General features: G+C 56.1%; 29 protein-coding genes, 1 tRNA gene and 7 pseudogenes. 17 read left to right on the forward strand and 20 right to left on the reverse strand.

Annotation, left to right across the window (positions count from 1 at the left end):
• Positions 1-12 precede the first annotated feature (12 nt).
• Positions 13-429 (reverse strand): hypothetical protein, encoded by a 417-nt coding sequence (locus ACMGF8_RS22570; protein ID WP_305949963.1) that lies wholly within the window; start codon positions 427-429, stop codon positions 13-15.
• Here ACMGF8_RS22570 and ACMGF8_RS22575 point away from each other — a divergent pair.
• On the forward strand, positions 398-1,177 hold the full coding sequence (locus ACMGF8_RS22575; RefSeq protein WP_416760358.1) for an SGNH/GDSL hydrolase family protein: 780 nt from the start codon (positions 398-400) through the stop codon (positions 1,175-1,177). The two genes, ACMGF8_RS22570 and ACMGF8_RS22575, sit on opposite strands and share 32 nt — an antisense overlap.
• A 90-nt stretch (positions 1,178-1,267) precedes the next feature.
• Here the strand turns inward: ACMGF8_RS22575 and ACMGF8_RS22580 are convergent.
• The 4 genes and pseudogenes from ACMGF8_RS22580 to ACMGF8_RS22595 form a co-directional block, all read right to left on the reverse strand.
• Positions 1,268-1,647 (reverse strand): annotated as a pseudogene (locus tag ACMGF8_RS22580) (phage tail terminator-like protein).
• Positions 1,644-2,295, reverse strand: a pseudogene (locus tag ACMGF8_RS22585) (hypothetical protein). Before ACMGF8_RS22585 ends, ACMGF8_RS22580 begins: the two co-directional pseudogenes overlap by 4 nt.
• A gap of 92 nt (positions 2,296-2,387) precedes the next feature.
• Positions 2,388-2,684, reverse strand: a complete 297-nt coding sequence (locus tag ACMGF8_RS22590) for a hypothetical protein (protein ID WP_305949965.1) — start codon at positions 2,682-2,684, stop codon at positions 2,388-2,390.
• Between the two features lie 175 nt (positions 2,685-2,859).
• Positions 2,860-3,174, reverse strand: a pseudogene (locus ACMGF8_RS22595) (hypothetical protein); the annotation flags it as partial.
• A gap of 39 nt (positions 3,175-3,213) precedes the next feature.
• Here ACMGF8_RS22595 and ACMGF8_RS22600 point away from each other — a divergent pair.
• Positions 3,214-3,539 (forward strand): annotated as a pseudogene (locus tag ACMGF8_RS22600) (hypothetical protein); the annotation flags it as partial.
• 125 nt (positions 3,540-3,664) lie between these two features.
• On the opposite strand, the gene ACMGF8_RS22605 reads toward ACMGF8_RS22600, so the two are convergent.
• On the reverse strand, positions 3,665-3,982 hold the full coding sequence (locus ACMGF8_RS22605; RefSeq protein ID WP_416757145.1) for a hypothetical protein: 318 nt from the start codon (positions 3,980-3,982) through the stop codon (positions 3,665-3,667).
• A gap of 283 nt (positions 3,983-4,265) precedes the next feature.
• Between ACMGF8_RS22605 and ACMGF8_RS22610 the strand changes: the two genes are divergently transcribed.
• Both ACMGF8_RS22610 and ACMGF8_RS22615 read left to right on the forward strand, forming a co-directional pair.
• On the forward strand, positions 4,266-4,421 hold the full coding sequence (locus ACMGF8_RS22610; protein ID WP_416757147.1) for a hypothetical protein: 156 nt from the start codon (positions 4,266-4,268) through the stop codon (positions 4,419-4,421).
• A gap of 27 nt (positions 4,422-4,448) precedes the next feature.
• A pseudogene (locus ACMGF8_RS22615) lies at positions 4,449-4,841 on the forward strand (tyrosine-type recombinase/integrase); the annotation flags it as partial.
• An 80-nt stretch (positions 4,842-4,921) separates the two neighbouring features.
• Here the strand turns inward: ACMGF8_RS22615 and ACMGF8_RS22620 are convergent.
• The 3 genes from ACMGF8_RS22620 to ACMGF8_RS22630 form a co-directional block, all read right to left on the reverse strand.
• Positions 4,922-5,008 (reverse strand) — tRNA-Leu (locus ACMGF8_RS22620).
• A 367-nt stretch (positions 5,009-5,375) separates the two neighbouring features.
• Positions 5,376-5,582, reverse strand: a complete 207-nt coding sequence (locus ACMGF8_RS22625; RefSeq protein ID WP_416757149.1) for a hypothetical protein — start codon at positions 5,580-5,582, stop codon at positions 5,376-5,378.
• A 280-nt stretch (positions 5,583-5,862) separates the two neighbouring features.
• Positions 5,863-6,126 carry a DUF1652 domain-containing protein gene (locus ACMGF8_RS22630; protein WP_102863157.1) on the reverse strand — a complete coding sequence of 88 codons (264 nt, stop codon included), beginning with the start codon at positions 6,124-6,126 and terminating at the stop codon, positions 5,863-5,865.
• A 367-nt stretch (positions 6,127-6,493) separates the two neighbouring features.
• Between ACMGF8_RS22630 and ACMGF8_RS22635 the strand changes: the two genes are divergently transcribed.
• Entirely contained in the window at positions 6,494-6,982 is a 489-nt protein-coding gene (locus tag ACMGF8_RS22635) for an AAA family ATPase (RefSeq protein ID WP_102863156.1), read from the forward strand.
• 574 nt (positions 6,983-7,556) lie between these two features.
• Here ACMGF8_RS22635 and ACMGF8_RS22640 read toward each other — a convergent pair.
• Positions 7,557-8,165 carry an NAD(P)H-dependent oxidoreductase gene (locus tag ACMGF8_RS22640; protein WP_207166007.1) on the reverse strand — a complete coding sequence of 203 codons (609 nt, stop codon included), beginning with the start codon at positions 8,163-8,165 and terminating at the stop codon, positions 7,557-7,559.
• Positions 8,166-8,258: 93 nt separating this feature from the next.
• Between ACMGF8_RS22640 and ACMGF8_RS22645 the strand changes: the two genes are divergently transcribed.
• From ACMGF8_RS22645 to ACMGF8_RS22660, 4 genes are all read left to right on the forward strand, one after another.
• Positions 8,259-8,891, forward strand: a complete 633-nt coding sequence (locus ACMGF8_RS22645; RefSeq protein WP_102863154.1) for a TetR/AcrR family transcriptional regulator — start codon at positions 8,259-8,261, stop codon at positions 8,889-8,891.
• Between the two features lie 56 nt (positions 8,892-8,947).
• The gene (locus tag ACMGF8_RS22650) at positions 8,948-9,481 is read left to right on the forward strand and encodes a hypothetical protein (protein ID WP_102863153.1); all 534 of its coding nucleotides are present in this window, start codon (positions 8,948-8,950) and stop codon (positions 9,479-9,481) included.
• Between the two features lie 105 nt (positions 9,482-9,586).
• Positions 9,587-10,300 (forward strand): HAD family hydrolase, encoded by a 714-nt coding sequence (locus tag ACMGF8_RS22655; protein WP_102863152.1) that lies wholly within the window; start codon positions 9,587-9,589, stop codon positions 10,298-10,300.
• 190 nt (positions 10,301-10,490) lie between these two features.
• A complete protein-coding gene (locus tag ACMGF8_RS22660) occupies positions 10,491-11,396 on the forward strand; it encodes a hypothetical protein (RefSeq protein ID WP_102863151.1) in 906 nt (301 codons plus the stop codon).
• Here ACMGF8_RS22660 and ACMGF8_RS22665 read toward each other — a convergent pair.
• Positions 11,383-11,868 carry a winged helix-turn-helix transcriptional regulator gene (locus ACMGF8_RS22665; protein ID WP_416757153.1) on the reverse strand — a complete coding sequence of 162 codons (486 nt, stop codon included), beginning with the start codon at positions 11,866-11,868 and terminating at the stop codon, positions 11,383-11,385. The genes ACMGF8_RS22660 and ACMGF8_RS22665 overlap by 14 nt on opposite strands.
• 115 nt (positions 11,869-11,983) lie before the next feature.
• On the opposite strand from ACMGF8_RS22665, the gene fabF reads away from it, so the two are divergent.
• A complete protein-coding gene (fabF, locus tag ACMGF8_RS22670) occupies positions 11,984-13,252 on the forward strand; it encodes a beta-ketoacyl-ACP synthase II (protein WP_416757155.1) in 1,269 nt (422 codons plus the stop codon).
• Positions 13,253-13,322: 70 nt separating this feature from the next.
• On the opposite strand, the gene ACMGF8_RS22675 is transcribed toward fabF, so the two are convergent.
• The 3 genes from ACMGF8_RS22675 to ACMGF8_RS22685 all read right to left on the reverse strand — a co-directional run bounded on the left by ACMGF8_RS22675 (position 13,323) and on the right by ACMGF8_RS22685 (position 14,710).
• Positions 13,323-13,775: an anti-virulence regulator CigR family protein gene (locus ACMGF8_RS22675; RefSeq protein WP_416757157.1), complete on the reverse strand. Its 453-nt coding sequence runs from the start codon at positions 13,773-13,775 to the stop codon at positions 13,323-13,325.
• Positions 13,776-13,897: 122 nt separating this feature from the next.
• Positions 13,898-14,131, reverse strand: a complete 234-nt coding sequence (locus ACMGF8_RS22680; RefSeq protein WP_102863147.1) for a YceK/YidQ family lipoprotein — start codon at positions 14,129-14,131, stop codon at positions 13,898-13,900.
• 75 nt (positions 14,132-14,206) lie between these two features.
• Positions 14,207-14,710, reverse strand: a complete 504-nt coding sequence (locus ACMGF8_RS22685) for a hypothetical protein (RefSeq protein WP_102863146.1) — start codon at positions 14,708-14,710, stop codon at positions 14,207-14,209.
• A gap of 199 nt (positions 14,711-14,909) precedes the next feature.
• On the opposite strand from ACMGF8_RS22685, the gene ACMGF8_RS22690 reads away from it, so the two are divergent.
• Positions 14,910-15,155 carry a hypothetical protein gene (locus tag ACMGF8_RS22690; protein WP_250330675.1) on the forward strand — a complete coding sequence of 82 codons (246 nt, stop codon included), beginning with the start codon at positions 14,910-14,912 and terminating at the stop codon, positions 15,153-15,155.
• Between the two features lie 464 nt (positions 15,156-15,619).
• Here ACMGF8_RS22690 and ACMGF8_RS22695 read toward each other — a convergent pair whose 3' ends face one another.
• Complete coding sequence (locus tag ACMGF8_RS22695; protein WP_146036404.1) at positions 15,620-16,099, reverse strand: hypothetical protein; 480 nt, start codon at positions 16,097-16,099, stop codon at positions 15,620-15,622.
• A 162-nt stretch (positions 16,100-16,261) separates the two neighbouring features.
• Here ACMGF8_RS22695 and ACMGF8_RS22700 point away from each other — a divergent pair, with 162 nt between their 5' ends.
• From ACMGF8_RS22700 to ACMGF8_RS22710, 3 genes are read left to right on the forward strand one after another with little or no spacing between them, the layout of a single operon-like run.
• On the forward strand, positions 16,262-16,822 hold the full coding sequence (locus tag ACMGF8_RS22700; protein WP_102863143.1) for a hypothetical protein: 561 nt from the start codon (positions 16,262-16,264) through the stop codon (positions 16,820-16,822).
• 11 nt (positions 16,823-16,833) lie between these two features.
• A complete protein-coding gene (locus ACMGF8_RS22705) occupies positions 16,834-17,220 on the forward strand; it encodes a hypothetical protein (RefSeq protein ID WP_102863142.1) in 387 nt (128 codons plus the stop codon).
• Positions 17,221-17,256: 36 nt separating this feature from the next.
• Complete coding sequence (locus tag ACMGF8_RS22710) at positions 17,257-18,300, forward strand: hypothetical protein (protein WP_416757161.1); 1,044 nt, start codon at positions 17,257-17,259, stop codon at positions 18,298-18,300.
• An 80-nt stretch (positions 18,301-18,380) separates the two neighbouring features.
• Here ACMGF8_RS22710 and ACMGF8_RS22715 read toward each other — a convergent pair.
• The 3 genes and pseudogenes from ACMGF8_RS22715 to ACMGF8_RS22725 all read right to left on the reverse strand — a co-directional run.
• Positions 18,381-18,611, reverse strand: a pseudogene (locus ACMGF8_RS22715) (IS5/IS1182 family transposase); the annotation flags it as partial.
• Positions 18,612-18,693: 82 nt separating this feature from the next.
• Positions 18,694-19,086, reverse strand: a complete 393-nt coding sequence (locus ACMGF8_RS22720; RefSeq protein WP_416757163.1) for a VOC family protein — start codon at positions 19,084-19,086, stop codon at positions 18,694-18,696.
• Positions 19,087-19,279: 193 nt separating this feature from the next.
• The gene (locus tag ACMGF8_RS22725; protein WP_416757165.1) at positions 19,280-19,639 is read right to left on the reverse strand and encodes a hypothetical protein; all 360 of its coding nucleotides are present in this window, start codon (positions 19,637-19,639) and stop codon (positions 19,280-19,282) included.
• Positions 19,640-19,904: 265 nt separating this feature from the next.
• Between ACMGF8_RS22725 and ACMGF8_RS22730 the strand changes: the two genes are divergently transcribed.
• Complete coding sequence (locus tag ACMGF8_RS22730; protein ID WP_416757167.1) at positions 19,905-20,318, forward strand: hypothetical protein; 414 nt, start codon at positions 19,905-19,907, stop codon at positions 20,316-20,318.
• On the opposite strand, the gene ACMGF8_RS22735 is transcribed toward ACMGF8_RS22730, so the two are convergent.
• Positions 20,282-20,620, reverse strand: coding sequence for a hypothetical protein (locus ACMGF8_RS22735; protein ID WP_416757169.1), 339 nt, complete (start codon positions 20,618-20,620; stop codon positions 20,282-20,284). The genes ACMGF8_RS22730 and ACMGF8_RS22735 overlap by 37 nt on opposite strands.
• A gap of 354 nt (positions 20,621-20,974) precedes the next feature.
• Here ACMGF8_RS22735 and ACMGF8_RS22740 point away from each other — a divergent pair, with 354 nt between their 5' ends.
• Positions 20,975-21,937 (forward strand): bifunctional GNAT family N-acetyltransferase/nucleoside diphosphate kinase regulator, encoded by a 963-nt coding sequence (locus ACMGF8_RS22740; protein WP_102863569.1) that lies wholly within the window; start codon positions 20,975-20,977, stop codon positions 21,935-21,937.
• Between the two features lie 941 nt (positions 21,938-22,878).
• Positions 22,879-23,945: pseudogene (locus ACMGF8_RS22745) on the forward strand (IS630 family transposase).
• A gap of 123 nt (positions 23,946-24,068) precedes the next feature.
• Here ACMGF8_RS22745 and ACMGF8_RS22750 read toward each other — a convergent pair.
• A complete protein-coding gene (locus tag ACMGF8_RS22750; RefSeq protein WP_416757171.1) occupies positions 24,069-25,004 on the reverse strand; it encodes a fimbrial protein in 936 nt (311 codons plus the stop codon).
• Positions 25,005-25,010 lie beyond the last annotated feature (6 nt).

The raw sequence follows: 25,010 nt of genomic DNA on the forward strand, positions 1-25,010 counted from the left end.
CCGGAGTCTAATTCAGGCAAAAAACACCCGACTTTGCTGGGCCAACCTCAAAAGCACGACTTCCGATGTACTGCCTGCTGTACTATTTTTCCGGCGCTGGCTCATGTGCTGAAACTGATCATCCCTCTTCCTCTGGCGTCCTGCCGAACGAGAAAATCTCTTCGGAACCTGAGACAATGCTCCAATCGAGGACAGGTTAACCTGCATTCCCTTATCCAACACTAAAGGCAAAACTCTTCCTGTGAGAAATACTGCGATCATCCTGTTTGTAGTCCTTTCGCTCATATCCATCCCGGGAGTACTTAAGTACAAAAATCCTAGAGCCATAATCAGCTGCTGGGGTGACTCGCTGACGTCCGGTACTGCAAAAGGAGTTTCAGCACCATACCCCAAAATATTGCAAACCCTGGCGCTTAAGAATTTGGACATCAGGGCCGTCACAAACAACGGTATCGAGGGAATGACATCCACCCAGATAGCTTCGAAGTTCGGCGCGAAACCACCGCTGATGACCGTAGCAGGTGGGGTCATCCCCGCATCAGGCGAGGTTGCCATTGAGTCAACGACCCACTCAAATCTGTCCAGCAAGTCGAACTACGGGAAGCTGAAGTATTCGGGCTCGCTGGCGGGCGTGCCGGGCACGCTGTCCGTCGACTGGAATGAGCAAGCACCAGACCTGGCCGGGACAACCAAATTCAAACGCGCGAAGTCAGGCGATCCAGTCGCCACAAGCCCTAATACCCCCTTCATCATCGATCAGGCCGACTGGACAAGCAGCGTCGTCGTAATCTGGTCAGGTCGGAATGACATCCTCAGCAAACTCTCAAACGAGACCATAGTTGAAAACATTGAACTCATGATTAACTCGCTGAAAGACAACGACCACTTTGTTGTCATGGGGGTTACTGATGCAATCTTTGAATCATCCGAGAGCGCCGAGTTTAAGCAAATAGTCGAACTCAACAAGCAACTTTCCGAAAAATACCCAGAGCACTGGATTGATATAAGAGAGACTCTTGTAGGTAGCTACAATCCTGCATCATCTGACGACATGGTCGCGTTCAACTCCGGCAAGATCCCGCCATCGCTGCTGATTGACGGCCTTCACTTGAATGATGCTGGAAACAAGATCGTTGCCAGTACTGTTTACGACTTCATCAAAGCAAAGGGCTGGTAGTCAGCCACTGCAAGCGCGCTTTTGTTGCATCATCCATCGTGTAACCCTGATCACTCAATCTGCATGCGTGCGATTCTGGTGTGATGACGATCAGTTGGTGTCGGCGCGGTACTGGAAGGACACGGGCACGGAGTAGTTGGTGTCTCCCTGAATGCCGGGGCCCTGGTCTGGTGGCATCATGGTCACCACCGTCAGGCCGGCCTTCTCGTTCCGCTCATACAGCGAAAACAGAGCGCTGATCTCGTCAGCCAGACCGCCGGCCGGACCGCGATACTTGCCAGATGGCACTACTACGCTGGCCTGGAAGACGCCGCTGTACATCCGGTGATGCCACCCAGGGTGTTGCTCGCAGTGTCCGTCGGCAACGTGTAGGCTTCGTTCTCGACGACCACTTTCACCGGTGGAACTCTGGCTTTCGCCCAGGCAATAACCCGGGCCTGGTAGCTAGTGGCGACCACGTTATGGCTCATACCTGGTTGTTCCTGATGGCTTCGTCGACGATCTGCTGGAACCTGGCCAACGTGATCCGGACCATGCCTCCGGGGCCCTGCTTTGAATGCCCGTATTCAAGCGGCACCGCATAAGGCAAGTTGTTCACGATGTAGGCTGTCTGGCTTGCTGTCAGCTGCCCGACCTGCAGCCGCAGCTTGGCCAGGGTCACACCTCCAGAAGGATCGACCTGATCCAGCGTACCGTCGGCGGGTGTATCGATCGAGGACTGCCAATTCCCCCGGAAGCGGCCGCCGACATAGTCCTTGCCGGCGACCAGGCCGCTGACGCTGAAGTTCTGGTCACGCTCGGCCTTGGTCAGGGGCTTAGCGTACTTCATGTCGCAGCTTGCCAGACTTGGTAAAGTTGCTTTCGTCCAGGTTGATCAGCGTGTTGCGCACCGAGACCTTGAAGTCGTAGTCGTCGGCTGTCCGCGTATTGGCCGCACGGTGCGCCACGTTGGCCGTCCAGATCTCTGGGGTTCCCACTGGTGACATGCGAATCACGCTGCTGCCAATCTCGATCACGATCTCGCGAACGGTAGCGTCAATGCCGGCCTGGGCCTGCTCGGCGAACTGGCGGATGTTCTCGGCGAAGCTGCCGTTCCTGCCCGCGTAACGCGAAGACATGGCTGAACACCTCCCTGATCATCAGTCGTAAAAAAGCCCGCTTGGAGGCGGGCTTTCGAATAGTGGAGGTCATCGCATAAGAGAATAGTGACTCAGTACTCACCTAAGGCTTTCGCCGCCTCAAGGTCCTGATCGACGCATTCTTTCACCATACTGTATCCGTACTTACGCATCTGCTTCATGCAGCGTGCAACGGTATTCTTATGCTCATCTGGGATTTGCTTAAGGCCAGTGACCGCTTCTAGATCTTGGTCAACGCAGGCTTTCACCATCACTGATCCGTACTTATCCATCTGTGACTTGCAGCGATCAACGATCTCTTTTTTGATCATCAGTGTCTGCATGTGCAGCGACTGAAAAGAAAACAGCCGCGCCAACAGCAAATACAATACCGCGCATATCCATATACTTTACTCACAGCCGGAAGATAAAAGCACAACGCCGTTACGGCATCGAGTCGTTGCCCACCCATCAATACAGGTAGTGCGAAAGCCACCTTTCGAAGCCTACGCCTTACAGGCAACTCCAGGGTTTATCTTAACTGCCGTCATCATTCGGGCCGGCTCATGAACGCACCTGCAGCTCGTACAGAATCGGCGTACCTGCCGGGTTGATCTCTTTCAGCGGCGGAACGATGTACCAGGTGCGGCCTTGTATGACCACCTTGTTCAGCAGATCCGGCGCCCACTCCAGCCCCTGGGCGTCGACCTTGAGCTTCTTGTCGCCCTGCTTGATGAGGCTGTTGTTCTGGAACTCCAGGCCTGTGAAGTCGAGCAGAATGCCCTTGGCCGTCTGCTCGATGATGGTGTCAGGGCCGGCCGAGTCGGTATCAGGATCGTACTCGGCAGGCTTGATGTCGCGGATGGTTACCTCCCTCCCCCTTCAAAGTCAGCCGCTATGGCGGCCAAAGACGAAGTCATGCCTGAAGAAATCAAACTGATCCAAGCAGCACCGGTCGTTCGCGACGAATACGGAATGTTCCAGCACCCCGAGTTGCCGGATTTCGACGAGGGCGACGGCGAAAAGTGCAAGGCTTGGGTCGCACAGCAGGGCCTGAAGCTCGTCATGATCAGCCTGGAGACAGACGCACCGGAAGAGGTGCAGATCGCTACTTCCAGTCCGACGAGCCGCACTGCGGCTACTGGGAGCCGGGCAAGCCTGAAGGCGAAGGCTGGTTCTGCTTGGCTATCCATGACACCGACGACGGCCCGGTCTGCTACTGGGCGCGTCGGGAGGTGCAGCCATGTCCTCCCCGCCCTCTACATGCTCTACCGGATCTACACGGGACCAAGGCCATGAATGACGTTGCCGAACCTGCGCGGCCTAGACCAAATCCAGCGTTACCCATAACCGTAAATGCACTTTTAGTTCATTGCCCGAGGTTAGGCTGGACCGGAATCAGATCCTGAACTTTTGCGCAAGAGTAGGTGTTGGAATAGTCGAAGAATTTCGGCCTTAATTCGGAGCCGTAGCTCATACATTGGAACGCAGACGAGCCTTTTTGCAAGATTAGAAAGTGAACCGTGCCGACTCTTGCTGGCGACTGGTAGGCGGCTTTGATCTCATAGCCACTGCTTAACAGATCGGTCACCTTTTGAGTTTCTGCCAAGGTCAATGTGCTAGTGACTAGTAGGCCCAGCAGCGAGATGCTCAGGGCATTTTTTGCAATACGATTCGTTCTTGGCATGAGTCCGTCATCCGTGAAGGGAAAATGCCAAGTTACCTAAGTTCAACAAAACCGTCACGGCCCAAGCCAGCTGAGTCGTAAAACTCAGCGGACGGGTCACACTCCGACAGGACTGGTCCAGAAGAGTCCACCCGACCCGAGAGCCCTGGACTTGAAATGAAGGACTAGGCCGGGCGAACGCTGCAAACCACAGCCAGGCGCAACGCCAGGGCAAATCAGCACCATCTGAAACAACACCCTCACAATCGGAAAGCCTGCCGGCGATGGCGGGCGGGAAACACGCATGTCCGACATAAAAGTTCAGTGCTGCCGCTGCAAGAACAAGGACATGGAAAGCGAGCGGCTAAAAGTGCCAACCAAGAAGTACGGCTCGGGCGTCAGCGACATGATCTGTCCAAGGTGCCGGTGCACCACCTACTACCGGCTGCAGGCCGAGTAACCACCTTCTGCCGCTACGTGCGGCGTGGATATCCGCGATGGCCGCTTAGCTGTTCAACAAGGAAAGACCAAGGCAAAGCGCCGCATCGAAATCACTGGCGAACTGAAGATAGTTCTTGATCGAATAATGGCGAGGAAGGACTCCCACCAATTCCGCTCGACGCGGCTGATCGTTTTGGAAGATGGCACACCATTGACGGTCGCAATGCTACGAAGAAGATTCGACCTTGCTCGAGAGGCGGCCGGGGTTAAAAAGGCTGATTTTCAAATGAGGGATCTGCGCGCAAAAGCAGGCATGGAGAAGTTCGAAGCTAGCGGAGATATTCTGCAGGCACGCGACCAGCTTGGGCACACAACTGTCGTCATGACCGAGCACTACATTCGCAATCGGATAGGTAAGAAGGTCTCGCCAACAAAGTGAATTGCGGAGCAGTATTTGAAATTGCGGAGCAGTTAAGGATAAGGCTCACTCAAAAAAACCGTGCAAGCCCTTGAAATAGATGGTGCCCGAAGCCGGAATCGAACCGGCACGCCCTTACGAGCGGGGGATTTTAAGTCCCATGCGTCTACCAGTTTCGCCATTCGGGCGGTAGCGCGATCACGCGGCACTGGAACAGTCAATCGGCATCAGACCGGCCAGTGCTTAAAGCAGGGTGTGGAATATATACATCCAGTCCTTGTGAAGCAAGGTCGAAGCAGGCAAAAAAACCTCTCCCTTCACTCTGAGTCCTGTGTAAAAAAACACAGTAAATCAGCAGCCTACAGCGGCGGTCTGATCATCCTGGATAGGGTCATCAAACATCGCGTCGACTTGTTAAGCGGCGCCAAGACTAACACGGAGAATTTATCCAACCAACTGATTTATAAAGACTTATCACCAGCCACAAGTTCATTCGAGAGGGGCGCCAGTCAAACCATGCAATGCGTTCAGCGCGAAGCGGGCCCTTGGCAGGTCTCAAGCCTCAGCCAGAAAATTCAACGATAGTTTGAGTTTGTGCGGGTCGTCCTGGGAGACGGCCAACTCGGTTTCCAGGTGAGTCGAAAACGCCTGTTCCACTGGCGCCTCGGGGCCCTTGACCTGGGTCGCTGTGCGGTTGTTTTCCAGCACCTTTGACAGTTGTGCGTAGGTGTAATTGGCGGGAGGCGTATTGCCTATGTTCATGGAGGTCGTCCTTGATATCGAGTCAATCCGCAAGGACAGATCGAAGAGTCAAAAGTCATGGCATGCCGCGTCCCGGTTCATTGACCAGATACTGACGCTGCGATGGGATACTACAGGCCCTGGGCTGGATATAAGCACATCGATAGCCAACGGAGTTCGCCCAGTACACATGACCTCGCCATCCATGAACCGGTAAAGAGTCATAGATACCGGGCGAACGCCACAAAACTATGCGTTCGGAATGACATGTTCAACTGTCACCAATGACAACTGGGGGGTGTTAACCAGCGTAGTTGGTAAAACCACCGGCAAAGCCTCTGCGCCCTGCCCGCAGCTCAGTACGCAACTCGCCGATCAGGTTGGAGATGTCGCGCACACTGGTGAGCTCGGCAGTCGAGACTCCGGTTAACAATAAATCCACCCGGCCTGAATCGGCATCGTAGATCTTGATCGTCAGGGAGCCGCTGGGATGCACGCTGCAGACGCAGGAAAGCGGGAGAAAGCCGGACTCCAAGATGTGGCAAAGCTCGCTGGTGGAGAGCATGGCTTATCGCCTGTGTGGAATTTTGTGGATTTTTCCCATTCAGAATAGGTCAGCGCCTGATCCTTTGTATCGAAAAAACACACAACAAATGCTAACTACCTCTCAGTTCTACTGCGCAGATTCTGCGCCAGGCCACGCACTGATCGCCTGGGTCTACCTGCTTCTCCAGCGTTATTCTGCGCTGTGCTTTTTTCCGTCAGTTGTGTAAGTTTCAAACCTATGAACCTGAATCTTCAGTCCCGCCCCGCCGCGATTATGACCGCCTGCATCAGCAAGGTGGGCTAGCGGTCGTTCAACCCCTAATCATCCCGCCTCGGAGGCGGGTTTTATCACCCGTCTTCTGAAGCGCAAACCCCAGGAGACAAACATGAGCCACTCACCCCCTGCTGTTCTACACCTGCTGTGCGGCAAGATCGCCTCGGGTAAATCCACACTGGCCAAGCGACTGGCCCAGGCTCCCGGCAGCGTGTTGATCTGTGAGGACCAATGGCTGGCGCAGTTGTATCCGGGCCTTATTCATTCAGTTGCTGACTATGCGCTGCATGCCCAGCGCCTGAAAAACGCGCTGGAGCCTTTGCTGATCAGTCTGTTGCGTGGTGGCAACAATGTCGTACTGGACTTCCCCGCCAATACTTTGGCCCAACGCGCCTGGTTGCGAGCCTTGGCAGATCAAGCACAGGTCGAGCATCGACTGCACCTGTTGAATGTCGATGAGGATGTCTGCCTGAGAAGACTGCGGGAACGTAACAGCCAGGGAGATCACCCCTTTAGTACCAGCAAGGAACAATTCGAGCTGATCTGCCGTTACTTCGAGCTTCCACAGACTGAAGAAGGACTGCACATCCTGGAGCATTGAATTGCGGGATTGTCGCCCGTAATGCCGGGCCGGCTTCTGAAGCTTGCGTAGGAAGGGTGCGTCGAGAAAGGCGGCGGAGACAAATTTCAGGCAAAAAAAAGCCCAAGTAGCTGATGGACACTTGGGGCTAAAAATGCATAAACCGTGGTAGGTGAACGCGGAGCTATAGTAACGGAACAGTACATTCTGTAACAAGATATTTTGAAGAAAAAAACGCAAATAAAATCACCTAAGTCATTAAATATCCACACTTTTTTTGAGTACTTTAGTTTCATGTCACGCCTTCTCGCACCTTTTTAGGCACCAAGATGATGCGCCTGAATTGCCCATCACCGCAGTGCGAGAGTCCGTCCACCGTTAAACGAAAATGCGCTGAAAATTCACAGAATCGCAACAGACAGACAACGTTGCTCACCTTAAATTGCCGGCACTTGCCTGAATGGAATGTGTGGGTATGAATGACTTTCTCGACGCCCTGCCCCTGATGCTGTGCCTGTCCACCTTTGCCTGGTGTTGCTGGGGCTAGGCTTTGTACGAAAGTGATACTGCGTTGAAAACGGTTCCAGCCCTCTTCTCACGCCGACTCGACGACTGCGGTGGTACTGAACAGTGCCTGCCCTAGCGCTCGTGCCCGCTCCAGGCAAGGCGCCACATCGCCGCTCTCCGAGTCAAACATCAGTTGCGAGGTCAGTACCCTGGCGCCGCAGTAGTCGAAGATTCCATGGTCGATCTGGGTCTGCATCGCGCCGAGATAACCATGTCGCTCATAAGTGCCAACGTCGGCCCCGGCAACGCCTATCAGGTGCACGCTCAGACGCCCTAGCTTCTTCTCCAGCTTGGCGTCCGCGCGAAAATCGAAGGCCCAGCCATTGGAGAACACGCGATCAATCCAACCCTTGAGCAGCGCCGGCATGGACCACCAATAAACCGGATAGACCAGCACCAGAGCATCGGCGCGGTCGATCCGTGCCTGTTCGGCGAGCACATCGGCGGGAGGAAGCACCTGGGTACGATGCACAGCAATATCGGCAGCACCGAAGCGTGGTTCGAACCCTTCAGCCCAGAGATCGGCAATCTCGAATGAATGCCCGGAACCGCCCCCCAGCCCCTCGGCAATCTGCGCCGCAAGGCTATGGGTGAGAGACTTGGGATCATGATGGGCGACAATAATAAGTGCATGCATGGCGAGTACTCCTGCGGACGGATTGCGCTGGGGGATTGAGCTTTATATACTTTTAGTAAGTTACTGCCGATAAGTTACTTTTGGTATATAGCCATGTCAAGCAGTCAGAAAACCGATTCCACTTCATCGCCGCGACGGCGCCTGTCGCGGGAGCAACGCCTGCAACAACTGATGGCCGTCGCCTGGCAGATTGTCCGTGAGCACGGCACCGAGGCGCTCACCCTGGGATATCTGGCGGAACAGGCCGGCGTCACCAAGCCGGTGGTCTACGACCATTTCGGCACTCGAGCGGTGCTCCTGGCGGCGCTGTATCAGGACTTCGACCAGCGCCAGACGCTGCTGATGGAACAGGCCCTGCAAACCAGCGAACCGACCCTTGCCGCCCGCGCGGCAGTCATTGCCACGTCCTACGTCGACTGCGTGCTACTGCAGGGCCGCGAAATCCCCGGGGTGATTGCCGCCCTGGCCAGTTCGCCGGAGCTTGAGATCATCAAGCGCGAGTACCAGGCAATATTCCTAGAGAAATGCCGCCATGCTCTGGAACCCTTCGCTACCGGAGCCGTGATCGCAAGGGCCGGGCTGCGCGCCATGCTGGGTGCGGCCGAAGCGGTTTCCCACGCGGCGGCGCTGGGAGAAATCACTCCCGCACAAGCCCAGGAAGAACTCTGCGCCACCATCGTGGCCATGGTTGAAAGAGCACGCGCCAGCACCTCTGCAACCCAATGAGCCACTGCCCGGATATCAATGACCGGCCCCAGCGCCAGTCCTGCAAGGGAAAAGCAATGTTGCTGACACGATTGGAACCGCTGGATCAATTGCTGGAACGCTATCGCCAAGAGTTGGGCAAGGACTTCACCGGCTATCGCAACCACGTGTACCGGGTCATCAACTTCTGCAACCTGCTCATCAATGCCGATGCCCAGCAGTTGCAGAAACTGGCCATAGCTGGCGCCTTCCACGACCTGGGCATCTGGACCGCCAAGACGTTCGACTACCTACCGCCATCGCTGCGCCTGGCTGAAAACCACCTGGATGAAATAGACAGGTCCGAGTGGAAAGCCGAAGTGCTGGCAATGATCGAACAGCACCACAAGATCACCGCCGCCCCACCCCCAGGCAGCCTGGTGGAACGTTTTCGCCGAGCCGACTGGATAGATGTGTCGCTGGGAATGTTGAATTTCGGCCTCTCGCGAGACGATCGCCGCCGGGTATTTTCAGCCTTTCCTGATGCAGGCTTTCATCTGCGCCTGGTTCAGCTGTCTTTCAAGCAACTGCTGATCCGCCCCTGGAAACCTTTGCCCATGCTGCGCCTCTGATCCTCCGGCTATCCGGCCCGCGGCTAAAGGCTGGAGCGCGTAAACTGCATCCATTACTGGCAATACCGGCCGCGAATCAAGCGGCTGCAACCACCGAGAACAGCTATGTCGCCCCCCCCTAAGACCCTGCCGCCCCTGAGCGCTGAGGCTGAAACACAGCCGCTACCCCCGGACACCGTTGGACTCAACGCCGATGCCAACCCAGTGCTTTCGGTATTCGACTTCGACGGAACCCTCACTCGCCACGACAGTTTTGTGCCCTTTCTGAAGTTTGCCTTCGGGCAACGCGGGTTCAACCAACGGATACTCAAGCTGGCGCTACCCAGTCTGGGTTACCTGACTCGTCGCGTTGACCGCGACCGACTCAAGGCGCAATTGATCAGCACCTTTCTCAAGGGCATCGAGGCGGCGTGGCTCCAGCAACAGGCCGAAGCCTTCTGCCTGAAATCCTGGACCCGACTGATGCGCCCGAGTGGGCTGCAAGCCGTAGCCGGGGAACTGCGTTCCGGAGCGCTGGTGACCCTGTGCTCGGCGTCGCCGGCCCTGGTGCTGCAGCCTTTCGCCACACGCTTGGGCATCAGCCTGATCGGAACCGAACTGGAGGTGGTCGATGGCGTGCTGACCGGCCGCATCGCCGGCCACAATTGCCGTTGCGAAAACAAGGTACTGCGCCTGGAAAGTGTCTACGGCCCATTGAACCAATATCGACTCAGGGCCTGGGGCGATACCCGGGGTGACCGCGAACTCCTGGCGGCGGCACAGGACGCGCACTGGCGACACTTCCACCCGGCCTGGCGCCGCGGGCTTGGCGCTCGCTGACACCCGCCGCCCCCCTACACAACACCCGACCAACGGCAAACGGCCAGGAAAAAGATTCGCTATACCCAACAGCAGGCGCCCCTGCGGCCATGAGCCGGAGGGCGCCCGCGACGTCAAGCAGCCTGGAGACAAGAGCGGCCTCGCAGACCAAGGAAAAACAGCCGCCCACACAAGGAGAGGGCCTGCCACGATGAAAACCAATGGCTATCTGCTGCGTACGCTGGCCGTGTTGCTCGCGACCGGCGCACCCGCCGCCCTACTTCTGAGTCACCCCACCCCTCCCTCGTACCTGACAGTTGCACCTGCATTCGATTGGCCACGCCTGGGCGCCTGGGCCAGTTGCCTGGCCGGCCTGTTCGTCTTGTTCGTCCTCGCCGGTCTGCGAATTCGCGGACGGGTACTTGGGGTGCTGATTGACGAGCGCAACCGGTATTCGCTGTCACGCCTGCAAATGACCCTGTGGACACTGCTGGTACTGGCCACTCTGTATACGGTGTACATCGGCAACATTGTCCGGGGAAACGCCACTACGGCGCTGATGGTGGACCTGGACTACAACCTGATCGCGTTGATGGGCTTCAGCCTGGCCAGCTTCGTCACAGCCCCCATGGCCTTGAACCGCAAGGCCGAGCAGCCTGCAGACACCAACGCTCTGGCAACCACCGGCCAGCAGTTGCTCGACAGCCAGAGCCTGGTCGCCTTGCCGTCAGCCAAAGGCCAGGTACTGATGAAGAGTGACCCGAAGGATGCGCGATTGGCCGACCTGATTCGCGGCGAGGACGTGACCAATGGCGTCATCGTCGACCTGCCACGCCTGCAGATGCTGCTGATCACCATGGTGGTGGTGTTTGTCTATGGCGCCGCCGTCGGCCATAGCCTGGGCTCAGGCAGTTGGGTGCTGGAGGTGTTGCCGAAACTGCATAACACACTGCTGTTGCTGGCCCTGATCAGCCACAGCGGCTACGTGGTAGGCAAATTGATCCCCAGTAACCTCAATCCTTCCGTCCTTCTCCCGGGACCCACCGTCCAGAGCGAGCCGCCCGGCAGCGCAGCCGCTCCACGGAGCCAGCCCCAAACCGGACTCACTCCACCATAGCCATCAGTCGCTGACGCATGCCGACGCTGGCAGCAGGTCCCGCCTGTACCGTGCACGCCTGCAACGGCACCAGATGACCATCGGCAACATCCACCATCACTGGCTGCACAGGTCGTCCGCTCTCACGCTCGACCAGTTGCACGCTTTCGCCCTCGGGCGCGTAGTGGCGATTGCCCCAAGCTACAATGGCCATGAGTACGACACGGAAATCCTCGCCCTTGGCTGTAGGCACATATTGATAGCGCAAGGGGCGCTCGCTGTAGGCCTGGCGCTCCAACAGCCCCGCCTCCACCAGTGAGTTCAAGCGTCGGGTCAGCATGTTCGGGGCGATCTCCAGGCTGCGGGAGAATTCGTCGAAGCGCCTCAGGCCATGCAGCGCGTCGCGCATGATCAAGATGCTCCACCATTCGCCGACCCGCTCCAGGCTGCGGGCAATGGGACATTCAGCGTCGATCAGACTTTTTCGTTGCATGGCTGGCTCCTGCGATGCACCTCAGTATTTGTGGATTCGGATGTTACTTTCATGATGATAGTATCGTCCACGTTTCGTTGTTCCCCACGCAAACCAACTAAGGAGCAGGACCCGCATGAGTAAACGCATCGTAGTCACCGGTATGGGCGCAATCACTCCACTGGGTTGTGGGGTCGAGCAGGTCTGGCAGCGCCTGCTGGCGGGACAATCCGGAATCCGTCAATTGCCGCAAGAGTTTATCCAGGAGCTGCCCACCACCATTGGCGGCCAGGTGCCAGACGCGCTCGAGGATCCCCAGGCCGGCTTCGACCCGGATCGGCTGCTGGCCCCCAAGGAACAGCGCAAGATGGACCGTTTCATCCTCTTCGCCCTGGCGGCGGCCGAAGAAGCCCTGGCCCAGGCCAACTGGAAACCCGATAGTCCCCAGGCCCAGGAACGTACAGCCACCATCATTGCCTCTGGTGTAGGCGGCTTCCCGGCCATCGCCGATGCCGTGCGAACCACCGACAGCAAGGGCCCGCGGCGCCTGTCGCCGTTCACCATTCCGTCATTCCTGAGCAACATGGCGGCAGGTCACGTTTCGATCCGCCACGGCCTCAAGGGACCATTGGGAGCGCCAGTCACTGCCTGTGCTGCCGGAGTCCAGGCCATTGGCGACGCCGCGCGGATGATCCGCGCCGGTGAAATCGACATCGCCGTCTGTGGTGGAGCTGAGGCGGCGATCCATCGGGTCAGCCTGGGAGGCTTCGCCGCAGCCCGAGCGCTGTCCAGCGAGTACAACGACACCCCGGAACGGGCTTCACGCCCCTTCGATCAGGCACGGGATGGCTTTGTCATGGGTGAAGGCGCCGGACTGCTGGTCATCGAAGAGCTGGAACATGCCCTGGCTCGGGGCGCACAGCCCATCGCGGAGCTGGTGGGCTATGGCACCAGCGCCGACGCCTACCACATGACCGCGGGGCCGGAAGATGGCGACGGCGCCCGGCGTGCCATGCAGCAAGCCTTGCGCCAGGCCGGCGTGCAAGCCTCTCAGGTCCAGCACCTGAATGCCCATGCCACCTCCACGCCAGTGGGCGACAAGGGCGAACTGGCTGCCATCAGGACTGTATTCGGCACCGGCAGCGGCCTGGCCATCAGCGCCACCAAGTCCGCCACCGGGCATCTGCTGGGTGCCGCCGGCGGCATCGAGGCGATCTTTGCCATCCTCGCCCTGCGTGACCAGATCGCGCCCGCAACCCTCAATCTGGACAACCCGGACAGCACCGCCGAGGGCCTTGACCTGGTGCGCAACCAGGCACGCAAAATGGCCATGGAATACGCACTGTCCAATGGTTTCGGCTTTGGTGGGGTCAATGCCAGCGTGCTGTTCAAGCGCTGGCAATAACGCTTCGAGAAGACGGACTCGATGTTGAGATTTCAGCCACGACAGGCTGAAACCTCAACAGGCCCGCCAATCAGTTGAGGACGTCATTGAGCACTTCGTAGATGATCCCGCTGGCGATAGCCACCAGAATCAGGTCGGTTCCGGCCTGCCGCCATTCATAACCGTCATAGCGAGGAAGCTGCCCCAACAGCCGGTGGTCCAGCTTCTTGGCAATTCCCGGGGGCAGAGGTTTGCCCCGAGCCAGGTTTTTCTGAATGCCTGGAGGCAGCGCCGGTCCCGGGCTCCAGTAGTCACGGTGCCCACCCAATATGCCCAGGACACTGCCGCGATCGACACTGGGGCCATGACTCCAGTCATCGGCGTCTGACTTCTTCCCCTTGCCATGCCCCCCCTGGTCACCCTGAGAACTGTGTTTGGAATGCCCCTGCCCCTTGCCATTTCCGGGGTCGGCCAACGCCAGAGGGGAAGCGCCAGCCAAGAGCACGCCGGCAAGAACAGCGATCAACAAGCGAGACTTGAGCATGTCGGTTCTCTTTGGGAAGCCAAGGTCACACTTAACTGTAGACGGTCGTCTCTGTCAGTGATCGAAGGTCAGACACACAGAGGCCGCCATGAGTGAGCGGCAGGTCATCGGCCAGCTCAAGATCAAAGCGTGCAGCTGTACTGATATTCGAAGGGAAACATCAGCGTATCCACCACGCCGGAGAATGGAGCATCCAACGCCAGAAAAGGCCAGAGCACACCGTTGTTCTCCTTAGCCAATGCCCAATCCATGCGCACGCCGATATAGGGGCAACTCATGGGAGTAGTGCGAGTCATCAGGGCCGTGCATCCACTCAAGACAAAGCTCAACACCAGCAACAACAGACTTCGCAACACATAACTTCCTTATTACGTTCAGGACATGAGCGCTATGGACTCGGCAGCCGAGCCCAGGACGGCGGTTCCTGGCTATCAGGCCTTGTAGTCGCAATGAATCTGCAGGCTTTCCGTGTGATTGCGATGAATCTCGAAACCGTGACGCTTCAACAGGTTCTTGACCTCATCAACGACAGCCGAGTACCGCCCTTGCAACTGTTGCTGGCGCGCCGGCGGGGTAAACACCCCCAGTGGTAAAAAGCGCAGGCGCTTGCCATTGAAGACAATGGACACATCGATATGAGTGCCATCCACATCATGGCCATTGGAACCGAAGATATCCTCCAGTTCCTCTTTACGCCCTGGATAACACAGGCAGAACAACCTGATCCCCAGCCAGCGTGACAGCGTCCTGAAAAACCCCAGGTAACTGCTCTTGCGCTCGTAGCCCCGGGTCACCAACAACTGCACCGAACGCGGCAGGCTGGACTGGACCTTGAGCAGTTGCACAAAGACTTCGCGCTCCATCAACACCTTTGCGGACGGCCAGCGCGGCCCTACCCTCAAGCCCTGGTTGTCGCCCTTTTTCAATATCAGCATGCAGATTGCCTCTGGTGCTTTTTTCGCGGGCAGCAATGGTACACAGGGCTGCCACAGGCGTGCTGAAAATTCAGAAGCGCAAACGCCTATCAGCCCGCGACACCGCCCATCTTCTCCCGATGACAGCGCACCTGCCGTTTAGTTAAAATAATCATGGCTCATAGCCACTACTCATAAGCACAGTGACCATAGGGGCTGTATGTACGACTTAACGAATCTGGTCATTGTCGATAACCGCTTTGGATTGAATGTCCTGCAAGTCACCGCAGACCTGGTGGCCGGCGCCCTGGATGAACTCCTGGCCAATTGCGCAGACGGCGCCAACATCACCCAAAAGCTGGATTACTCCATTCTGACGATCTATCAGGACAAACTCGCCGCGGCCATTCGCGACGTGGGCCTTCCACCCCTTTCCATACCCTCTCCAGCCGATAGCCTTTGCTGAATAGTGCAACTTGCCACCCCGTGGCAAGTTGAGCCCGGGGCCGAATCACCGCCAATGGCCAAACTTGCATCGTCCCTAGTGAAGCACGCGCAACATCGTTCACCTGGAACCTTTTCCGTCAATGAGGATCAGTGCTGGACATTTCCCTATCAAACAGTGAGCGAGTGCCAGCATGGCCCTGAGAAAAACCGTCCTCTACATTGCATTGGTGTCCGTCGGCTTCTTTGCCGGGTACGCGGCAAAACCAACAAGTGGACTACAGGTCACGGCGGGGCAACTGATAAGTTGCGGCAAAAGCACCATGCCAACTATTGAGATGTGATTGCCAGGCAACGCAGCACTCAGTGACACAACGCCCAATACTCAGCAATACCGCGTCTTTCCAGAACCACAGTTTCCAGCATCAGGCCGCCGGAAACGAAAAAGCCCGGCAAGAGAACCGGGCCATAAGCAATCGTGAAGACTCATTTGGAGGACATGAACAACCAAGCGACCACAGCTGCGCCGGCCGCCATATAGGTACCGACCGTCTTGGTCTTCTCCCAACCATCCTTCTCGGCCCAGGACTTGCCTGGCTCAGGCGAACCTTGCGGTTCTTTGTGCTTGGTCTGCTTAGGTGTGATCGAAGCAACAAGCTGCTTCAGATAAGCGACTACTTGCACCCCGCCCTTGCTGAAGTCTTCAAGATCCACCTCGACAACACGCTCATGAACCGCCTTGTTGCGCACGCTCGCAATCCAGCGGATCTTTTTCGCCATTGGGGGGCTGATCATTCCCTCAATGGAACTCAGTTTTTCATGCAGACCTCGGCCTGATGCCCCCAGCTGCAGGAGCAACGATTCGACCTCTGTCGAGATATCCAGTATCTGGCCCCGCATCCCGCTCTCCCTTTTCAGTGGCGGCACTTTAACACCGCACCTGTGCATGCCCAAGGTTCTGATCATGCAGACGACCGCCACTCACAGGTTTCGTTGACCCGATCGATAACGGCAATGCGCCATTAGCACATCCGCCCTAATCGACCGCTACTGCCGGCCAGACCTATATTCCTTCTTCTGGACGGTCCCATGCGGCCACGGACAAGCCCCATCAAGGAAGGAAATATCATGGCGATTCCATTCCCCCGCGCCAGATGGTTGCCGCTATCACTCATCCTGCTGTGTACCAGCGGCACGGCACTCGCCACGCCTCAAGGTGAATACTGGATCGTCTACGGCAAGGGCGAGCGTTACCACAACGAGGTATTCGTCGCCGATGCCGCCGGCATCCTGCAAAAGCCCCAGGGGGTGCAGTCGGCCATGATCATGCAGATCTTCGAAGACCCGGCGATGCCCGTGCTGGCGGCCTACGAGATCCAGTACAAGTGCAAGGAGCGCAAAGTGCGCTTCGACAGCGCCCGCGCCATGCGCCGCTTCGACCACGCCATGAAGGACGTGACCACTGCCCAGGGCTGGATCGCCCCGAAAGACTACTGGCTGCAGCGCACCTTCGCCTTCGTCTGCGCAGCAGGCAACCGCGAGAACAACCAGATGCTGCCAATGGGCAAAATGGCCGCCGGCCGCATGGTCGAGACCGTCCAGGCCATGTTCCAGCAACTGTACGGCATCCAGGCCAACAGCGAGGCCGTGCAGAGCCTGGACGCAATGCTCGGCAACAGCGCGCAATGAAGGAGGCCGTCATGACCCGGCACCTACTTGCCCTCGGCCTGCTGTTGCCTTTGCTGAGCGGCTGCATTCCCACCCTCCCGGAATACAGGGCCGGCCAGCAATGGAAGGGACGCGATGCCAAGGAAGCCATCGACTTCTTCGGCCCGCCCGGACGCATGCAGCCCTCGCCCGACCGCAGCGAGGTGCAAATGCAGTGGTACCGCGACACTTCCTACGTGAAAAAGGAAGTGGTCGGCAGCTCCAGCGAGATGCAGGGCGGCGTGATGGTCCACACCAACTACTGGGACGATGTCACTCACACGAGCGGCTGCACCCTCTCCATGACTGTCGACAAGGCCAGACAGATCAAGGACTTCTCCATTCGTGGCCGCTGCACGGGCGTCGCCTTGGCGCCTTAGTGGCTGGCCCGACATAGATAGTTCAAGGACTGATACATGAGACTGTTCCGACTGCGTTTTGCCCTTCCCACGGCGTTGCTTCTCTCCCTATCTCTCTGCGGCTGCGTCTCCGATCTCGATTCGGGTGCCTACGGCAGCATAGACGATCCGCGCTACGCGCAGCTGTTGGACCAAGTGGACGCAGCACTCAAGGCAAACATGGCGGTAGTGCTGGTGGCGGACGTGATGCCGCACAAGTCGCTGAGCGATGCGCTGACCATGACGCAATGGACGCCAACGGTGATCTGGGAATACGAGAAAAATCCGAAGGTGACCTTCGGCCGCAAGTTCCAGACCAACGCGCTGCAGAGACCGCCTGGCGAAACCTACCTGTTCAAGGCCTTCGAGGTGCATATCCTGCCACCCGGCAAATACTTGCTGACCGGCGGCGATGACTACCAGCTCCGCGGTTTGCTTGACCAGGTCGGCGCCCGCAGCGGTCCACCCGGTTCGGGCCGTGGCGCCAACGGGACCGCCTACCTGTCCCCTGAACTGTATCGCGAGTACTACAGGGAAGAGGTCTGGAAGGACGCTACCTATGGCAGCGAGACCAAGACCGAGCGTGTCTGTACCGCTGTAGTCAGGGCCTCGGGTGCCTGCGTGAGCTGGGGTGAACAGCAATATACCCAGACGACGGCGGGCTCCCCGGCCGGTTATTACCAACAGACCGACTCTCGCGACATTCCCGCGATCAAGGTCCAGGCGCGCCTGCCGGTCGACAAGGCGCTCGCCAGTTTCACCATCCAGGGCGGGCAATTGCTGCTGGCCCCGCGCATGCATCTGAAGACCCCTGGCTACAAGTACCAGCAGTCGAAGTGCCGAGCGATCGATCCGAAAAAAATCGAGTGTCCGCTCGACAACCTGACCGTCTACACCTGGCCGGCACCCATGAGCTTTTCGCAGCACCTCATCGAGCAGCGCAACCTGAGCGAGAAGCACCGGCAACTGCTGTCCAGGCTCCAGCCCATGCAGATCACGCCGCTGGGCAAACAAGGCATGGAAGATCCCATCTGGGGGGTGCCGTTGTCGCTGTCCAAGTAAGGCAAGTCCGGGGGTATGCGGGGCAGGATTTTGATTGCGGAACTGATTTCTTAGGGACTTCCAATGCTCAAAAGGGGTCAGTCATGAACGGCTGCTTTCAGGTCCGGCGATTCGTTGAGCTGAACTTCAATTGCTTGAAGCTCTTTCATTTGCGTCTTCAACTTGACGATTTTCTCTTCCAGCCGCACGGCGCTGGGCTCGGAGACTGTTGGTTCTTGCCGATCGGCAGCATCAAGTGCCGTCAGGTAACGGTTGATGCTCGATTCAATTTCTTCCATTCGCCGCTTCAGTTTGGCGCTGGTGAAATTGCGTTGAGCCTCTCGCTCCAGGCGCCGGGGTTCTCGACAATGTTTTGTTCACGATTTCAGGCCAAAAATAGATCCCACACTTGACCTACTCCGGATCGTGACAACAGACGCAAAGCTTGTTTCCTTCAGGGTCTCGAAAATACGCCCCATAAAAATTCGGGTGGTATTCGGGTCGCGAGCCCGGAGCGCCTTCACATGTTCCATCCAATGCCAACGCCAGGGCATGGGCGTTGTCTACGCGCTGTCGATTAGGTGCCAGCAGAGCAATCATTTGCCCATTGCCTAGCGCCGCAGATTCGCCGTCGAACGGCTTGCCCAGCACGAAAAGAGGGCGTGCAGTGTCGGGGTGTTTCCAGCCCGCCCATGGGCGTTCAAGGTCTGTGAACTTGAGATCAAGTCCGAGCATCTGCATGACCCCTTGGTAAAACACAAGTGCTCGATTGAAGTCATTCACTCCGATGAATACATGTGAAATCATTTTTTTGTCCTAATAAGAGGAAACCGTCTCGCACCATACCAAGAGTTTCCAGGCTGTTTTCAACTCCTCTCCTGAAACATACTCCGCCGGTCTTGGAAGCGGTTTTTACACACTCTGGGCCAACTGCATAAACTCCGCGCTCGCGAACCGGTAAACCGGAACGCCTGCGTTGTCCACGCTCCTGAAAAAAGACTCAGTTGCCCAAGCACTTTAACAACAGGGCCAACACCCAGTCTTCTTGCAAAGCCAATGCCGCGCTGATCTCCTCGCATCTCCCATTCAGAGACAGCAGGTCGCCAGCCAGTATTTCTCCACTGGACATGCACATATCCAAAGCAATACTAAAAACTCCGCAACTTACCTGCTTGCTCTCAAAAACAAGCTCAACCTCTTTAGGGAAGATCGTCACGTAGACGAAGAGTATTTCATCCGCGTATGTGTAGTGGCCAAGATTCCTTTTGAGGAAAACACTCTGGCTTTTCGAAGCCTTCTCATAAACATTATCTAGAAAACTTTGAAGGATGAACAAAAGCTCTGGCTTTTCAGTGCTCATTGGATTCCCTTGCGAGCAATAGACTTCAACACGCCATTCTAACCAACATCGACGGTGCCCGAGCTGCACGATGCGCAGGGGCGATTCAGTTTGGCGTATGGATTACTCCATTTTTGCCCCACAACCTCACCTCCCTAGCCAACAACCAGTTCGCCAAATGCAACCAGGGTCGCGAAAATAGAGATTCGAACCCCTTCCCGAATCTGCTCAGGCCGCTTTAGGCCGATTGCTGCTGCGCGATGAGAGTAAAAGCTGGAGCTGTATAATGATTGATAGCCTGGAGGTTCAAGAGTTTGATTGCCTTGAAGAGGCGTTATTTGAAGCGAGCGTGTCTTTCGGCGAAATGAAACGTCAGTACGCTCGCTATTTGCTCAGTCTGATTGACGGTGGTGTACTTGCAACCATTTCTGATTCTAAGTTGAAGGTGCTGACTCCATATATTGAAGATAGTATCCTGCGAGAGCGTATAGAAAGCGATGGATATCTCCGGAGAAAGCTTGTACTAGAACTCTGGGCGGTAAAGAAACAGCACCGTCAATCAGATGAAAACTTTTCGTTCCTCATACGCTCTGTTCTTTTTTGCTTTGAAACTGAAGAGCGCTGGATAGAGGCAGGCACAGGTGACACAACTCCTATCTATCTTTACTTTCTGATTCTAAAAAAAAATTGCCCGACATAAGACAAGGCTTTATTAAAAGCTTTCAAGATTTTATTGCAGCCAAGAGGAAACATAAGCTCAAAGAATAGATCGGCCAGGCTGGGCATCTCCAGGCACACATCGGCGGTGCTGCGCTGAAACGCAGCCAGGCGGAACTGATAGCGGCTCACGTCGCCGCGGGTGGTGGTGACGGAGCCAAGAGCTTTGCCGCTCGTGGATTGGCCCGGCCTACCGAGGCTGCACCAAAAGTTTGCCTTCGATACTTGGCTGATGACCCTCCTGAACTGGACATTCCCCTTCCCTCCCTTGATAGAAAACTCCACTCAAAGATCATAATTGAAAGGAACTACGCGGCCTCTCGACGAACCTCCAGAACACCGTCAATCCAAGCCACGCAGGCCTTCCAGAGCTGACGAGTCCTCTCTTCGCCGAACTTCTTTTTTTTGCCGATTTCCACCAGAAAGGTGTCTCGGCTGGTGTGGTACCGCATCAAGGGGCAGAACGATACAGCGCTGATCATTCTGAATGTAATCGGCTTCATCGAGGCTTGAGCGCTTGACTGGTTCGTGCTTGTGCTCGTGCTCGTGCTCGGCAAAACGATGATTTACTCGAACTAGCCGGGATGTTCGCCATTACTCGCGGTATATCTTAAAATGGCCGGCTGCCGACGAACCGTAATGACCATAGCCATGGCGGGCTTCCATCCTTTACAAATAAGTGTGGTTAAGATGAACAAGCCTTTCATTTCGCTGTGCCCTGAAATTACTCGGGCGCACGCGCTGACGTTGATGGATTGGTTGGAGGATGAGCGCGTTACCTGCTATCTGAGCGATTCACGCGATGTCTCTCGCTCCATCGAGCAAGTCATCGATCGAACTCAATTGCCGATCCTGACCCATCTGTTCAACCGGGGCGGCCGATTCTTCATGGCCTATGACCGGCATGACGCGCCGGTGGGCTTTGTCCGTCTGATCAAGACCGGCTCCAATTGCGAGATAGTTCTGGTCATCGGAGACAGCGACAAATGGGGCCGAAACCTTGGCGCTCGCACCATCCGCGAAGGCATGAAACTGGCCTTCCTCGACATGCGGGCCGAGAAGCTCATCGCCAAGATTCACCCGGATAACACGCGCTCGCTGAAAGCCTTTCAGCGCAGCGGCTTTCTGCTTGAAAGCGAAACGCCGACATTGACATCATTTTCCATGACGGCGGGGCGCTATCTCCAGTTATTGCGCGAAGGTACCCTTGCCGACTCCACTGAGATCTACATCACCGAAATCGACAAGGCCAGGCTCGAGAGCCTGATCGCGCTCGAGCAAGGCCCGGCCGTTTTTGAACTCGAACATGAGCTTGAGCGAGCCATTGTCGTCAAGCCGCAGCAGGTGGCGCGCAATGTCGTCACGATGAACTCCAGGGCCCTGCTGCAACTGGACGACGAAGAGATCGAAGTAGCCTTGGTCTACCCTGAGGACGCGGACAGCAACGCAGGGAAGCATTCCGTGTATTCCGATATAGGCGCCGCCATCCTTGGCTATCAGGAGGGGGACACCATCGACTGGCGGATTTCTGATCGGACCCGCCGGATTGAGATCAGGAAAGTGCTTTACCAGCCGGAGGCTGCGGGCGATTTCCACCTATAATTGCGCCTTTCGCTCGGTGTTCACCCATCAGAGGCGAGGACTCCCCAACCCAAAGGACGGCGCCTCGCGTTCTGTGCCTGAGCGGCTCGTTGTAGGGGCAAGGGTGGGCGCGGAGCCCGTTGCGAAAGCAGGAGTCGGCAGAACGGATCTAGCCGACTCCTACGACAATTTGAATTCTCTAAATCGACGGATTCCCGTAATCCCCCAACCCAAATCAAATTGCCACCACCGGTCACGGAGGGCGGCGCCTGCAGCATTGAAGAGCAAATAGGAAACTGACTAATTTATTGCTTGCGGCCTCCTCCCAACACCGAAAGCACCGCCGCCGACAGTGATCACACTGCGACCTTTCTTCTTTTTTTTGGGGGGCTGAATAAGGGTCGCAGACATCTGGCTCTGCCGGCACCAGCCAAGCCACAAACTCTCATGCCTTCAGGGCCTTTGCATGTGTCGAGATGTTTGCGTAAGCGCTTAAAATTCTCGATTTAGGCGATGCAAGCCGGTTTCTCGGACACTCGAAACAGGAGACTACGAAGAAGATTTACGTTCGCGTCCGAGACATCGCGAGCCCGACGAAATAGGAAAGTTTTGGTGCGCCAGCACTTTCAAGCGGGCAATAAAAAACCCCGTAGACGTTAATCTACGGGGTTTTCAAGGGTGGAGGCCGAGGTCGGAATCGAACCGGCGTAGGCGGATTTGCAATCCAGATAAAACTTCATGATTTTCAGTTAGTTAGTGACATATCCGTTCCGCAAGTACCATTGCCTAGAAAGGCTGCAGCCCACGGCCTACGCGGGTCCTGATTTTGATTGCGGAACTGATTTGCGCCCCTAAGAGGCTCAGAACACAACGACAGCCGCTGCTCGATAAGCCTCTAGTGTCGCGAGCGGGTAGTTCGTTTTCTAATCTACAACGATATACTGTGCACCCCTTACCCCGATATGGTTCCAGGCTTGCCTCGTCCAGTTGCTTACTTTGCACTGCAACCCACCGACGTTCTTACGCTTCAAGGTTGGCTGCGCATGAGTACCCTGAGCAGAGCCTTGCTTAGCGTGTACGGATACTGCTTTTGCTTAATGAAGTGGTGACTCCCATTGCCATCTGTGGCAGTTACTGATCACGACACCGACCGTGTTCAAGTGGCGAAAGCGTTATTTGGAGTCGGGCATCGACGGCCTGAACGACCTCCCGCGTAGCGGTCAGCATTTGAAGCTGGGCGCTGAGAAAGTCAAAGAAATCCTGACCCTGACAACACAGCGAATTCCCAAGGAAGCTACGCACTGGAGCGTCAGGTTGATGGCCAAGTACGCTCGCGTTACCACCTAGCAAGTCCGACAGATATAGGCTGTGTCCGATCTCAAGCTGCACCGACTGAAGACATTCAAGATCAGCAACGATCCGCACTTCGCCGAGAAAGTCATTGATGTGGTTGGGCTCTTCCTGAGTCCTCCGGACAACGCCATGGTGCTGTCGGTTGACGAGAAGACTCAGATCCAGGCGCTGGATCGTACTCAGCCAATGCTGCAACTTCGGCCTGGGCAGATTGAGCGGCGAACCCATGATTACAAGCGCCATGGCACGGCGAGCCTGTACGTCGCGTTCGACATCATAACCGGTGAAGTAATGGGCCGGATTACCCAGCTGCACCGGGCCAAGAAGTTTCTGGATTTCCTCCGGCAGATTGATAACAACACACCTGCCGAGCTGGATCTCCATGCGATCCTGGACAACAATTCGACCCACAAACCGCAGCGATTAAGACCGGTTGGAAAAACATCCGCGCTTCAAGCTGCACTTCACGCTGACCAGTGCGTCCTGGCTAAACGCGGTGGAAGGCTGGTTTTAACAGCTGGAGAGACGTGTGCTGTATCGAGGTGTCTTCACCAGTGTTACTGCTCATAACGAGCATTCAGCCAAGTCGTTCAAACGTACTAAGACCGCAGCGACCATCATCAGTTCGATACATATGGCAAAGCTGAGTGTGATAAAGAATAAGCTAATGAATTAAGCGCTCAGAACACTAGGAAGCCAGCAACTAAGTCAGGTTGAAAAAACCTATTTCTGCGACCCCGAAAGTGAGTATAGCCCACCTAAATATTTAGGTGTAAAAGTTTAGCGCTTCAGGCTTGGTTTATTGATAAATAATGGTAAATTGCATTGATGCATTGGCCGCACCGCCCGTCACCGAGTCGGATGATTTATAGTAGGCCGCTTTCAGAGGAATAGTGTGGTTGCCTGCGGAGACGTTACTTAGGAACTTACGGATTTCCCCTAACCCTACGGATGCACCATTATCATCCATAATTTTGATACCGACGCCTGTAGCGCCATTAGGATCAAGTGCAAGGATACCGCTTTTAGCGTCTAGGGCAGTATTTACCGGATCAAGACGATAACTTATGCTATTGATACCAGCCGGACAGTTATTGAGCTTAATACTGAAATTCCTTTCGCCGATGGTGGAGCCAACCCCCTTAAACTTACCACTGTACTGGGGTCCAAGATTAACATTTATTGAAGGTGTCTCGCAGCTACGTACAACAGCATTTATGGAATTGTCTAGCGCTATAGAATACATTATTTGATCTTGCACATAAAAATGGCCTAAAACACCTGCATCTACGGATGATATCTCGCTCATTTTATATAGAACAATACCAACTTTACGGTTCGTCTCATAGGGGCCACCCTTATAATATGTTTTTCCGCTCGGATATTGCTTGGCATAATCATTGTCAATCCACAACCTCCAGCCCAGCCCCGAGCTTCCTATTGGGCTTGGGTCGGAATTTCCTGTGGCTCCTCTAATTGATCGATAACCGGAAGCACCGGGCGCGTCACAAATAATAGCAGCGATAGCGCCAAGCGATATTGTATCCGAGCGATATATTTCAGTGCCGTTGGGTGTGTCTCTAGGAATACTCAGAGTCGGCACGCTAAAGTTATATCTAGGCACCCCCGGCGTCATCGGCTTGCAGTATGCCCATGAGGCTGTTGAATCCAGGGCAAAAAAAACTCCCGCTACAGCACCAACCCAGGACTTAGATCTGAATAATAGTGCCTTCATAACCCC

The sequence above is a fragment of the Pseudomonas sp. BNK-7 genome, assembly GCF_048072025.1.
Classification (GTDB): Bacteria; Pseudomonadota; Gammaproteobacteria; order Pseudomonadales; family Pseudomonadaceae; genus Aquipseudomonas; species Aquipseudomonas danubii.